The following is a 12,471-nucleotide window of genomic DNA, read 5'->3' on the forward strand; positions in this document are numbered from 1 at the left end:
GTTCGTGACCTAAGTTGACAGTGTTACTGGTGTGACTAATGCTATGCATGTTGCATAGAGATCCGCGCCGAAAGGTCCACCGTGCTGACGCCCCTCGCCGGCCTGCGCCGGCTGGTGACCTGCTGCGCGGCGGCGCTCGCGTGCGTGACGCTGGCGAGCACCGCCGGGCAGCCCGTCGCGCGCGCCGCCGACGGGCGCGACCTTCTGGCCAGCGCCATCGGCGCCACCCGGGGCTCCTATCTGGTCTACAACTTCGGGCCCGGTCATCCGGCGCCGATGCTCAACGCCGCCGGCAGCTGGTACGAGATGAACAACGGCGGCCACCTGATGATCATCAAGAACGCGGCGGGGCGCCTGGCGCCGCACCTGCTCGTCGACACCCACCAGGGTGATCAGGCGCGCTGCGAGAACAATCCCGGGGCCCGCACCGGCGAGGGGCTGTGGCAGGCATCGGAGGTCTACCCGCCGCTGCAGGCGTGGCAGCAGATGGGTCAGCCCACCATCGCGATCAACGCCAACTTCTTCGACGTCCGGCCGCAGAAGGGCGGCTCCTGGCGTCAGACGGGCTGCAGCTCGCCGCTGGGCGCGTTCGTCGACAACACCCGCGGCCAGGGCCGGGCGAACCAGGCGGTCACCGGCACCGTCGCGTATCCGGGCAAGCAGGGGCTGTCCGGCGGCGGCGAGAGCTGGAGCGCCCTGTCGACGATGATCCTGCCGTCGGGCGGCGCGCCATATGTGGTGCGCCCCAAGGGACCCCAGGATTACGACGTCGCCACCCCGGTGGTCGCCGACCTGCTCAACCGCAACGAGCGGTTCGTCGCGGTGTCGGGGATCGGCCTGCTGTCCCCCGGCAGGACCGGGCAGTTGCACGACGGCGGTCCCAGCGCTGCGCGAACGGCGATCGCCTACGCGAGGCAGAAGGACGAGATGTACATCTTCGAGGGTGGCAGCTACACGCCGGACAACATGCAGGACCTCTTCCGGGGCCTCGGGAGCGACAACGCCATCCTGCTCGACGGCGGTGGGTCGTCGGCGATCGTGCTGCGCCGAGACACCGGCGGCATGTGGGCCGGTGCCGGGTCGCCGCGGGGATCGTGCGACACCCGGCAGGTGCTGTGCGACTCGCACGAGCGGGCGCTGCCCAGCTGGCTGGCGTTCAACTAGGCGGAGGGTGGCCCGAGGGCGGCCCGAAGCGGAAGATCAGCAGGCTGGTCGCGATCACGGCCGCGGCGATGGCGAACACCGGCGCCACGACGAACCGCGACATCGTCGCGCCGACCAGGGCGCCGGCACACATGGTGAAAACGACGCTGTACCGCAGCTTTTCGCGCGCACCCGTGCCGCCGGCCAGCCGGCTGTCCAGGCCGAGGCTGACGATCGTGGACGTCAGCACCGTGGTGGAGAGTTCTTGGATCCCGAATTGGCGCGCGCTCGAGTGCTGCAGGCCGAACGTCACCGCGAGCAGTCCGATCATGATCAGTTTGGTGTTGTCCTGATAGTGCAGCACACCGCCGCCGGCCAGGCCCGACAGCGTTATCAGCAGCGCGATTTCGGTCGCCAGCACCGTGGTGATCCACGGCCGCGCCCGCTCGCCGAAATGCCGCGACAGCCGGCCGCTGACGATCGTGCTGCAGACGAAGGTGGGCAGGGCCACCGCGACCGCCGTCAGGTCGATGCTGGACCTCGGCGCCAGCCAGAACCCGAGGAAGATCACGTTGCCGGTCATGTTCGCCACGAACACGTGCCCGAGCACCAGGATGCTGAGCGCGTCCGCCAACCCGGTGGCGAAGGTCAGCAACAGCAACGCCGCGACCGTCGAGCGCTCGGACACCGGCGACGCGACGGGCATGGCAGCAGTGTGTCCCGCTACACGTGCGGCGTCAGGTCCAGCGAGGTGATGGTCGTCATCCTCGTCACCAGCCATCGGCTGTCGGTGCGCTTCATGAACAACCGGTAGGAAAAGTACTTCAGTGACGGGATGTTCTTGGACAGCGGGCTGGTGGACGTGGTGTTGGTGTACACGATGACGACGGCGTTCGGATCGTCGAGCGATTCGACCGCCGCGCCGGTGACTTCGGTGTTGTTGGTGACCTTGGCCTGCTTGTTGGGCGCCGCGATCGCGTCGACGAACTTGCGGTAGTTGGCCTCGAAGTCCCCGCTGAGGTATCCCGCCGCTCGGTCGGCGAGTTTGTCCATGTCCTCCGGCGTGTAGGTCCACAGGGCCCTGACGGCGTTGGCCGCGGTCCGGGCGACCTTGAGTTTCGTTGCGGCGGCGGCCCGGTCGGTGAGGTACGGCTGGACCATCGCGCCGGCGAACGCCGCGGAACCCACGAACATCGCCGCCGCCAGCGCGATGACGATCGCGAGCCGCTTGCCGGCCAGCAGCTTGCGCCGGGGGCGCTTGCCCTTGTCGCCCACCGCGCTCTCGGTGCCGCTCACCTCGGTTTCCCCGGCCTCCTCGGCCTCGTCAGTCGCCTCAGTGACCGTGGTCGCCTCGGCTTCCTCGTCCGCCTCGGCGTCGGATTTGGTTGGGGTATCGGCGCTTTCCTCCGCGTCGGCGGTCAGATCACCTGCAGCAGGTTGCTGATCTTCCACTGATTCCCTTCCTGCGTGACGGTTGCCGCCCAACGGTTGGTGTTCTCGAACACCTGTTTTTCGTCCGGCGACTTCGACGTGACCTCGGTGGCCACCATCACCGTGGCGCTGCCGTCGTCGTTCCAGCGCTCCAGGCCCGCGGCCAAAACGGTGCCGGCCGCCGGCTCGGCCCGGGCAACCTGGAGCAGGATCTCGTTGGCCTTGTCGTGGTACTGCTTGGCGAATTCGCCGGTGGCTTGGGCCAATACCCGCTCCACATAGTCGTTGGCGTGGTACGGGTCGATGGAGGTGAACTGCGCCATGAACCACTCCACGTAGCTGACCACTTGCTGTTCTTTCTTCGAGTCGCTGGTGTGGGACTCATGCGAGATCAGCATCAGCGTGCACGCCGCGATCGCCGCCACCATCAGCACCGCGGCCACCGCGCTGGCCACCGGCAGCCCCCACGGGCGGCCCGGCGGCACCGGGCGCTCGACGAGCAGCACCCCCGCGCCGGGCTCAAACCTGCGGCGGGGGCTCATTTTCCGTTCCCGGGCAATGGGGTCAGGTCGTCAACGCGCCAACGGTGGTCCCCGCCCTTGGCGAAATTCACCCGGACGGTCGCGCTGATGTATCGTTCGTCGGGCGCCACGCCCCGCCGGCCCTGCAGGAACAACAGCATGGTCGCCCGGTCCGGGGTGGCCGACTGGACCGACCAGTCCCTCGGCCAATACTCGTTGATGACCGGGGTTCGCTTCCGGGCCTTGTCCTGCTCCGCCGCCAGCTTGCCCCGATACTTGTCGGTCGCCAACGACCGCGCGCGAGCGAAGTCGTCGTCCAACGACTTTGGGTCATAGGTCAGCATCTGCGCGACCATCTTCGGCCCCTGCGCCTCGACCTGTGCGCGCGTCTGGTCGCTCGCCCGGTCGCGGGAGTACACCACCAGGTAGCTCACGGCCACACCCGCAAGGCACACCGCCGCCGCGGTCAGCACCGTCGTCGCGGCCCACTTTCGTATGGCGGCGGGTCGCTCCTCGGACTCGACGCGCCGCACCTCGGTGCGCAGCAGCAGGTCGGCGAACGTTCGGCGCCGCGAATCCCACAGCGGCCAAAGCCATCCCACCACCGAAGCGGTGTCCAGCAGGTGGGCCAGGTCCCGCACCAGCAGCCGCCACGGCCCGGGTGCCTGGCCGTCGCGGCGCACCACCGCGATCCCGAACAGCCCGCGGCCCAGGCTTCGGCCCGCGACCGGCGGCAGCAGCAACCGGTTGACCAACATCAGCAGGATGGCCGCCCCGAGGATGGAAACCGACACCCACCACCACACGCCGCTGCCCGGCAGGGTGAACGACACCAATGCCAGCGTTGCGACCACGGCGGCACCCACCACGACGTCGACGGCGAAGGCGCCGGCCCGAAAGTGCCAAGGCGCCAAGGCATGCCGCAGCGACGCGGGGACGGCCGCGTCGGAAGAAGCGTGGCTTACGGTCTCGGCGTCCGTCGCGGGGACCACCGCCGTCACTTCGTCACCTGGTCGAGCTTGGAGATCCGGTATTGGCCCTCGGCGTATGCCATCTTTACCCGCAGCCGGTAACCGGTCTCGTTCTGCTGCTGGTCGCTGGCCACCTTGACGCGCATGGCGACGAGCACGTCGATCGACCCGTCGTCGTTGTTGCGCTCCACGGCCGCCCGCACGTCGGACACCTGGACGTGGATGTTGGAGGCCTGATAGGCCTGAACCAGCATGCTGGTGTACAGCAGCGCCTGGGAGCGGAACGCGTCCGTGCCGCAGTCGATGATCTTCTGTTCGCTGGCCGCCATCGCCTGGGTGTCGGGGGCCTGGGTCGCCGAAACACAGTCCACCGCCGCCTTGAGCGCCGCTTCGTTGTTGCGCGCGATGACCTGACTCTGGTGGTGGTACCGCAGCGCGAGGTAGCCGCCGGCCCCGAGGCCGCCGGCCAGCAGCACGAGCGCGGCGGCAATGCCGGAGAGCCATCCGCGGCCCAGCCGCGACGGCCGGCGTGCGGCCTCCGCGTCCTCGGTGGCGGCCGCGACCTCGGGTCCCGCCGGCTCCTCGGACGTCTCGGCCGGGATCGTCTCTTCGACCTCGCCCTCGCCGTCGTTTCCGGCCTCGACCTCGGATTCCTTCGGCTCCTCGGCCTCCTCGACCGTCAGCTCCGCGGCGGTCTCCTCGGCAGCAGCCGCCGGCTCGTCGATCTTCGGACGCGGTTTCCGGAAAGGCCTGCGCAGTCGACGAAACCTCGGCATGGGTGGGGGGTTCAGCCGGCCGGCGCCAGCATCTCCTTCCATCCGTCGTCTCCTGTATTGGTCGAGTTCTCGACGGAGTACTTCACCCCGTCGGGCCCCACCAGTTCACCGCTCTGCGGACTGTAGATCGCCGAGGGGGGCCCGCTCGGAGTGTAGACACACGGGTTGGGCTGTTGGCCGTTGCACTGCACGGTGCCGGTCCCCGGCCGCGTCAGGGGATCGCTCGTCGGCGGGGGCGTCCCGGACACCCGGTCCGACGGCGCCGGGTTCAGGCCGTTGTTGACCGAGGGCGCAGGAATCACCATGCCGGGCCGCACCGACTGGTCGCAGCGCGCCGCGGGCGCCGGGCAGGTCAGGATCTGGTTGGGGTCGCCATACCAGGGGTTGGTGCCCGCCGGCACGTACGGCCTGGGGTCGCGGCATTCGCGCGGCGTGGCCGCCCGCTTGCCGGGGACGTCCGCACACGGGATGTTGCGCGAGCCGCGGACGCTGTTGGCCGGGGTTTCCATCGGAATCTTGCAGTACGTGCCCGACGGCAGCGGCTGGACGCTGGTGTCCGCGGGCGAGCGCCACTCCGACGCCGGAATGAAGCCGGTCAGGCACGGCGGCGGCTGGTTGATCGACAGCGCGAGGTCCAGCGCCGCCTGGTTCGGGTAGGGCGCGGCCACGGTCTGGGCGATCGACGCTCCCTGCGGCAGGAACACCAGCACCTGCTCGACGCCACTGTGGTAGCGCTTGAGCAGGTCGAACACGACCTCGAGGTTGGCCAGCGTCTGCGGCAGCGAGTCGCGGACGTCGCTGAAGACCTCGTTGACCTGGTCGGCGGTCGGGGCGGCCTGGGCCAGAATGCTTTTCACGTGCTGGTCGTTGGCGGCACTCTGCGCCGCCAGCCTGTTCAGGTTGCGCGCCCAGCGCTCGATCGCAGTGTTGGATTCGACCTGGCTGTCGAGGATCGGGCCGGAATTCTGGATGATGTCGTTGACGTCGGTGATCTGGGTCTTGAAGTCACCGACGATCGCCTGGGTGGAGTCGACCAGCCGTTGCAGGGCCGGGCCCAACCCGCCGACGGATTGCGCCGTCTCGTCGAGCAGCTTGCCGATCTTGTCCTTGGGCAACACCGCCAGCCCCCGGTTCGCGGTGTCCAGCGCCGGCCCGATCTCGGCCGGCACCGTGCCCATGGCGGGCATTGTCTCGCCGTCTGACAGGTATTTGCCCGGCTTCCCGCTCGAGACCAGGTCCAGGTACTGCTCACCGACCGCCGACACCGAGTGCACGTTCGGGACCGCATCGAACGGGACCTTGTAGCGGCTGTCGATGCTCATCGTCGCCCGCGCGCCCGTTTTGGTGGGCTCCACGTCGGTGACCTTGCCGATGGTGATGCCGCGATAGGTCACGTTGGCCGTCGGATACAGGCCGCCCGACGCGGGCAGATCGGCCTTGAGCGTGTACCGCACGGGGTTTATCGAATCCGGGAGCAGCGTCGGGATCTGCAGGTAGTAGATGCCGAGCACCAGCAACGAGATCACCGTGAGGATCCCGAAGGCGATCAGCTGGCGCCGGACGAAGGTGGTCAGCAATTCCGATCCGCCCTTTCCACCAGTGGCCCGCCGGGAGCGTCATTGGGGTTCGGCGTGTACCGGACGTCGGGGATCATCGTCTCGGGGTCGCGCCCGAACGACTGCTCGAGCGCGCGCAGCGCGCCCGACAACCCGGTGCCGGTGAGGAACGCGTTGTCCACCGCGCTGTAGGTCACGTCGAGCGTCAGGGACACGTTGACGTAGTCGCCCCGGAACATCTTCGGAACGGTGTCGATGTCGAACGGCTGCGTGAGGATCAGCTTCAGCGCGCCGATCAGATACGGCGACGCCCGGCCGAGCTCCTTCAGCGGGCATTGCAGCGACTGGAGGTCCTGGTGCAGCGGGCCGCGGGCCTCCGACAGGTACTGATCGGCGGCCTGGCTGAGCCGTCCCACCGAATCGACCGCGTTGATCAGCAGCTGCTTGGTGTCGGCGAAATGCTTGATCAGCGGCGGGATGTCGGTCAGCACCCGGTCCAGCACGTCGGCCCGGCCGCCCACGTAGGTCAGCAGCCGGTTGGTGGAGTCGATGGCGTGGGTGATGTCATCGCGCTGCTGATTCAGCTGGTTGGTGAAGGTGTCCAGCTTGCCCAGGAACGCCCGGATCTGGGGTCCCCGACCGTTGAAGATGTTGTAGACCTCGTTCTGCAGGACCTCCAGGTTCGGGATGCCGCCGCCGCGCAGGATCAGCGACAGGCTGGCCAGGGTCTGCTCGGTGGTGGGGAACGCCGACGAGTTCTTCAGCGGAATGGTGTCGCCGTCCTTGAGCTGGCCCACCGGGTTGGGCGGGGACGCCAGCTCGACGTGCTGCGAACCCAGCAGGGACGTCTGGCCGATCTTGGCGGTGGCGTTCTTCGGAAGCTTGACGCTCTTGTTGACACCCAGCTTCAGGGTCGCCACCCAGTCGCGGGCACCGGAGGCGGTCTTGGGCGTCGCCAGCTTGATCTCCTTGATGGAGCCGACGTACACGTCCGCGACCATCACCTTGCTGTTGCCGTTGATGGCGAGCGTGTCCGGCATCTGCACGTAGATGGTCATGGAATCCGAGCCGCTGCCCGGGCCGCCCGGGATCGCCACGTTGGAGATGCCCTTCCAGCCACACGAGCTCAGCACCAGCGCGGCCACCAGCAACACCAGCCCCTGCCACGCCCGGTGACGAATGACGCGCAACGCGCTCAGGGCCGGTCGGTTCGGCTTGCTTCTCGCGCGTCCCGCGCTCGTCGCGCGCCTCACTGGCCACCTCCAAAGTCAGCCGGCGCCACCGGTCCACCCGCGTTGGGTGCGGGCGCGCCCACCGGCGCGGGCGTCGGCGCGACCGGGCCCGGGATCACCTCCGGCCCCGGCGGGGGCGGCGGGATGGGCACCGGAGCGTTGAGGCCCATGGGCGGCAGGATCGGGTTCTCGTCGTAGGAGTTCGGCGGTCCCGGCGGGGTCTGCAGCGTGGACTGAACGGGCTCGATATCGGGACCGCCCATCAGCTCGGCCAGCGACTCGGGCGTCAGCAGGCCCGCGGTGACCGGCCCGACCTGCTGGCCCTGCATGCCCGGCGCGACGATCCAGCCGTGCTGGGTGTTGCGGTGCGACAGCGGCGTATCCGGCACCCAGATGCCCGGAACGGTCGTGTCCTTGTACCCGGGCGGCGGCTGCAGGCGCGGCTCGGAGTAGGCGACCTCCTTGGGCAGCGTCTCGGCGGTGCTGAACAGGTTCGCCCCGAACGGCAGGTAGTTGAACTTGATCGCGTCCAGTATCGGGGCCAGGTACTGCGCGCACAGTTCCGCCGACTCCTGATACCCCAGCCGGCTGCCGGCCTGGATCGAGCTGCAGATGAACTGCATGGGGTTGGCGAAGTTGGTGATCGCCGGAATGGCGACCACGGCGCCGTGCGACGGGTGGTAGATCTGGTTGATGTTCGCCGCGGCCGTCGGCAGCACGTGCAGCGCGGTCTCCAGCCCGTTCAGCGAATCCGGCTGCAGCAGCGTGTTGGTCGCGGTGGCCAGGTTGTTGACGTCGTGGGTCAGCACCTCACGGTTCTTGTCCAGGAACGGCCGCACCGTGGACAGCAGGCTGTCGAACTGCTGCACCGCGTTGGCGAGGTCGGTGTCGTTGTGGGCGAGCCGCGTCGTGACGTCCGCCAGGTTCTGGTTCAGCGCCACGAACTGCCGGTCGTCCTGGTGCAGCGCGTTGACGAACAGCGCCAGGCTGCGCACCACCGCGAAGAAGTCGCCGCGGCCCTCGTTGAGCGCGGTCAGCGCCTGCGACAGGCTGTTCAGCGTGTTGTTGATCTGCTTGCCCTTGCCGGCCAGCCCGTCGGCGTAGGCGGAGATGACCTCACCGAACGGCCCGGTCGGCTGCTCCTTGGTGGGGCCGAGCTTGGAGATGATGTTCGTGATGCTGTTGCGCAGCTCGTCCCATTCCACCGGGACCTGGGTGCGCTCTTCGGGGATCACCGCGTTGTCCGCGAGCACCGGGCCGCCCTTGTAGGTGGGCTCCAACTGGATCGCCCGGGACGCGACCAGCGTCGGGTTGAGGATGACGGCCGAGGCGTTGGCGGGGACCTTGTACTTGTTCTGGTAGTGGAAGGTCACCTTCATCTTGTTGCCGACCGGCTCGATCTTGTCGATCGCGCCGACGCGCAGGCCCATGATCTGGACCTTGTCCCCGGGATACAGCGCGTTGGCCGCCGGGAAGTAGGCGACGACGGTGTTGTTGGTGAGCTTTTGGTAGAGCCGCCAGCCGACGTACCCGACGGTCAGGGCCAGCACGATCACGAAAATTCCGACGATCACCGTCGTCCGTGTCATCTTCGGCAGCCGGATGTTCCGGGGATCAAAGATGGTGCTCAATTCTGGCTACCTCCCGTCACTCCGCTCCCGCCGGCCCCGCCGGGGTTGATGAACGGCGCCGGCAGCTGGTTGCCGGGTCCGGGTGGCGCGGGGGGGCCGGGCGGCAGGGCCGGCGCAAACGTCGACGGCGGCGGCGTCGGTCCGGCCGGTGCCAGGTTCTCGGTGCGGGCACCCGGCGGCGCCTGCGTCGGCAGCGGCACCGGCGTGCCGACAACGTTGGGCGGCGGGTCACCGGGCCGGCCCGCGATCGGGATGCCCGGCGTGGGCGGCAGGCCGCCAGGGTTGGGCGGCGATGTCTCGACGTCGATCGGCGCGGGGAAGCCGGGACCGCCGAACGGGCCCATCGCCGCGCCGGCGCAGGGCAGGGGGTTCCACGGCCGCGGCAGCCCCTCGTCCCCGACGGTGACGTTGCCGCCGGGATTCGCCGGCGTGTACGAGCACGGCGACCCGGGCGGGACGGCCGGGCCCGGGTGGTCGGGCGTGCCCTCGAGCACCGGCGGCGCCGGCGGCGGCGCGCCGTTCGGGAATCGGGTGCCGTTGGGGTCGGGCCAGCGGAACTCGGGCAGCCCGGCGCTGCGCCAGAAGTTCTCGGGATCGATGCCGCGCTTCTTGAACGCCGCATCCACCCACGGCTGGATGATCTGGTACAGGGCCAGGTTGTGCAGCACCACTTTGAAGAACGGGCCGGACGCGATGGCCTCGTTCAGCGACGGGAGGAACTTGCCGACCTCCATGAAGCCGGTCGCCAGGTCGTCTTTGCGTTCGACCAGGATGTCGCTGACAATGCGCAGCTGCTCCAGCACGTGATTGATGTTCGGGTTGTCGTTGATCAGTCCCTTGACCTGCTCGGAGAACGCGGCGACGTTCGCCAGCAACGCGTTGATGGCCTGGCCGCGTTCGTTGAACGCGGCCAGCAGCGTCTTGGCGTTGACCAGCAACCGGTCGACCTGCTCGCTGCGGTCACCCAGCACGCTGGCAACCTGGTTGGCCTGGGCGAGCAGGTGCTTGACCTCCTCGTCGCGCTTGCCGATCGTATCGGAGAACTTGGCGACGCCGTCGAGCGCGGCGCTCAGGTGCGGGTAGGTCTGATCGATGGTCTGCGAAAGCACATGCAGCGACTCTTTGACGGTGTCGATGTTCCAGCCGGAGGCGGCCTTGGTGACGTCGAAGAACGCGTCGTAGATCTGGTAGGGCGTGGTGCTTTGCCCCAGCGGCAAGGCGGCATTGGGCCGCAGCGTCTGGTTGCCCCGGTTCTCGATCTCGAGGACCTTCTTGCCCAGGATGGTGTCGGTCTTGATCGCGAGCCGGCTCTCGGTGCCGATGCGCTCGCCGCCGAGGTTGAATTTGATCTTGACGTGGTCGCCCTCGATCTCGAGGCTCTCCACCTTCCCGACGTCCATGCCGGCGATGCGCACCTTGTCACCCTTGCTGAGGCCGCCGGTGTCGGTGAACTGCCCGTAGTAGTGCGGCCTGGCCATCAGCATGGGCACGCTCGTGAAGCTCTGGCCCACGCCGATGACAAGCAGCGTCACCAGGATGCCCATGATCCCGATGCGCAGCCGATTGGGGGGTTCCAGCGTTCTCATTGCGGGGTGCACCTTCCCGTCGGCTGCTGGAACAACCGGACCGTGCGGACCGGGCCGCCCGCCTGCAACCCGTTGATCTTCAGGGTGATGTCGCAGGCGTAGAAGTTGACGAAGTCCCCGTAGGAACCGATGCCGCGCCCGATCAGGTTGAGCGCGTTCGGCACTTTGTGGATGAAGTCGTTGAGCTGTTCGCGCTGATCGATGAGCGGCTGCTGGACCGCGTCCAAATAGTTGAGGCTGCTGTGCAGCAGGCCGCGGTCCTCGGCCAGCAGGTCGGCCACCGTCCCCGCGCCGTTGCTGATGTGCGCCGTCCCGCCCGCCAGTTGATCGCCGTGGTTCTTCAGACCGGTGATCAGCACCTCGAGGTTGTTGACGGTCTGGTCGAATTGCTGGCGGTGGCGAACCGTGGTGTCCAGCACGGTATTCAGGTTCTTGATGACCTCGCCGATCGCCTGGTCACGCGAGCCGAGCTGGTTGGTCAGTTGCGCGGTCTGGTCGAGGATGTCGTTGATCGTGCCGCCCTGGCCCTGGAATACGGTGACGAGCGCGGTCGCGATGGTGTTGACCTTCTCCGGGTCCAAGGCCCGGAACAGCGGCTTGAAACCGCCGATCAGTGCGTCGAGGTCGAGCGCCGGCGACGTCCGCGACACCGGGATGAAACCACCGGGCGGCAGGACTTGGTCGAAGCCCTGACCCTCTCCGCGCTTGAGCTCGAGGTAGCGGTTGCCGATCAGGTCGAGGTAGCGGATCTGCGCGGTCGTCGACTGGTAGAGCGGTATCGCGCGGTCGACGCTGAAGTCGACCCGCGCGCGCCGGCCGCCGTCGACCAGGTGCACCGAGCTGACCTTGCCGATCTCCACCCCGGATGCGCGGACGAATTGGCCCTGCCGCAGCCCGCTGATGCTGGTGAATTCCGCCGAGTAACCATAGGTGCGGCCGAAGCGCATCTGGCCGAACACGACGACGATCATCACAGTGAAGACCAGCAGCACCAGGGAGAAGATGCTGAGTCGGACGATGGTACCGGTGATTTTCATGGGTTGATCGTGTTATCCCCTACCTGACGGCCCCACACGTACTCGATCGCGTAGGGCGAACCGGTGTCGATGTGGTTGTAGGGCGCGATGCTGTTGCCGGTGTCCATCACCAGCTCGGGCGCCGGCCACAGGTCGTGGGTGATGGCCTGCCAGCATCCCGGCGCACCGCCCGGCCCGCCGCGAGCGTTGGTGCGCGGCAGATTCTCCGGCCACATGTAGGGATTGGGCGCCCCGCCCACCAGCCCGGCGAGCGCCCCGGCCTGCGAGGCGATCGCGACGACGGCCGACACCGGGTTCAGCAGGAGCCCCGCCCCCGACAGCGCCTCGGTCTCGGTGTTCAGCGAGTAGCCGTTGCCCGCGAGGAACGTCGCGGCCTTGGGTTCGATGTCGTGATAGTTGCGCACGGTGCAGAACAGCTCGGGGCTGTAGGTGTCCAGCAGTTGGGCCGTGGGCACCAGGTCCTTGGCGCCGCGCGCCAGATACGGCCCGCCGCGCTCGAAGATGTCCGCGCCGGTGTTGCCGAACCCCGCCGCCGACAACAACGCCTGATCCAACTCCTTTTGATGCGCATTGATGGTGCGCGAGGT

At 68.3% G+C, this 12,471-nt stretch carries 12 protein-coding genes; 1 reads left to right on the top strand and 11 read right to left on the bottom strand.

The window, feature by feature from the left end; genetic code table 11:
* Positions 1 to 54 precede the first annotated feature (54 nt).
* On the top strand, positions 55 to 1,164 hold the full coding sequence (locus BST11_RS23685) for a phosphodiester glycosidase family protein (RefSeq protein ID WP_142276523.1): 1,110 nt from the start codon (positions 55 to 57) through the stop codon (positions 1,162 to 1,164).
* Here BST11_RS23685 and BST11_RS23690 read toward each other — a convergent pair.
* The 11 genes from BST11_RS23690 to BST11_RS23740 all read right to left on the bottom strand — a co-directional run.
* Positions 1,157 to 1,849, bottom strand: a complete 693-nt coding sequence (locus BST11_RS23690; protein WP_083140677.1) for a YoaK family protein — start codon at positions 1,847 to 1,849, stop codon at positions 1,157 to 1,159. The two genes, BST11_RS23685 and BST11_RS23690, sit on opposite strands and share 8 nt — an antisense overlap.
* Positions 1,850 to 1,866: 17 nt before the next feature.
* Positions 1,867 to 2,595, bottom strand: coding sequence for a mammalian cell entry protein (locus BST11_RS23695; RefSeq protein ID WP_083140679.1), 729 nt, complete (start codon positions 2,593 to 2,595; stop codon positions 1,867 to 1,869).
* Entirely contained in the window at positions 2,562 to 3,116 is a 555-nt protein-coding gene (locus BST11_RS23700; protein WP_083140681.1) for a mammalian cell entry protein, read from the bottom strand. The genes BST11_RS23695 and BST11_RS23700 overlap by 34 nt, the downstream gene beginning before the upstream one ends.
* A complete protein-coding gene (locus tag BST11_RS23705; protein WP_083140687.1) occupies positions 3,113 to 4,087 on the bottom strand; it encodes an RDD family protein in 975 nt (324 codons plus the stop codon). Before BST11_RS23705 ends, BST11_RS23700 begins: the two co-directional genes overlap by 4 nt.
* Before the next feature lie 5 nt (positions 4,088 to 4,092).
* Complete coding sequence (locus tag BST11_RS28030; RefSeq protein ID WP_169834956.1) at positions 4,093 to 4,884, bottom strand: Mce protein; 792 nt, start codon at positions 4,882 to 4,884, stop codon at positions 4,093 to 4,095.
* Positions 4,854 to 6,419, bottom strand: coding sequence for an MCE family protein (locus BST11_RS23715; RefSeq protein ID WP_083140683.1), 1,566 nt, complete (start codon positions 6,417 to 6,419; stop codon positions 4,854 to 4,856). The genes BST11_RS28030 and BST11_RS23715 overlap by 31 nt, the downstream gene beginning before the upstream one ends.
* Positions 6,413 to 7,597 carry a virulence factor Mce family protein gene (locus BST11_RS23720; protein ID WP_067322285.1) on the bottom strand — a complete coding sequence of 395 codons (1,185 nt, stop codon included), beginning with the start codon at positions 7,595 to 7,597 and terminating at the stop codon, positions 6,413 to 6,415. The genes BST11_RS23715 and BST11_RS23720 overlap by 7 nt, the downstream gene beginning before the upstream one ends.
* 50 nt (positions 7,598 to 7,647) lie before the next feature.
* A complete protein-coding gene (locus BST11_RS23725; RefSeq protein WP_068206381.1) occupies positions 7,648 to 9,261 on the bottom strand; it encodes a virulence factor Mce family protein in 1,614 nt (537 codons plus the stop codon).
* Positions 9,258 to 10,847, bottom strand: coding sequence for a virulence factor Mce family protein (locus tag BST11_RS23730; RefSeq protein WP_067322269.1), 1,590 nt, complete (start codon positions 10,845 to 10,847; stop codon positions 9,258 to 9,260). The genes BST11_RS23725 and BST11_RS23730 overlap by 4 nt, the downstream gene beginning before the upstream one ends.
* Positions 10,844 to 11,884: a virulence factor Mce family protein gene (locus tag BST11_RS23735; RefSeq protein ID WP_067322272.1), complete on the bottom strand. Its 1,041-nt coding sequence runs from the start codon at positions 11,882 to 11,884 to the stop codon at positions 10,844 to 10,846. Before BST11_RS23735 ends, BST11_RS23730 begins: the two co-directional genes overlap by 4 nt.
* Positions 11,881 to 12,471, bottom strand: a 591-nt coding sequence (locus BST11_RS23740; protein WP_205781656.1) for an MCE family protein, incomplete at its 5' end; no start/stop codon positions are given. The genes BST11_RS23735 and BST11_RS23740, both read right to left, overlap by 4 nt.

Source organism: Mycobacterium alsense (genome assembly GCF_002086635.1).
In the GTDB taxonomy this organism is placed as follows: Bacteria; Actinomycetota; Actinomycetes; order Mycobacteriales; family Mycobacteriaceae; genus Mycobacterium; species Mycobacterium alsense.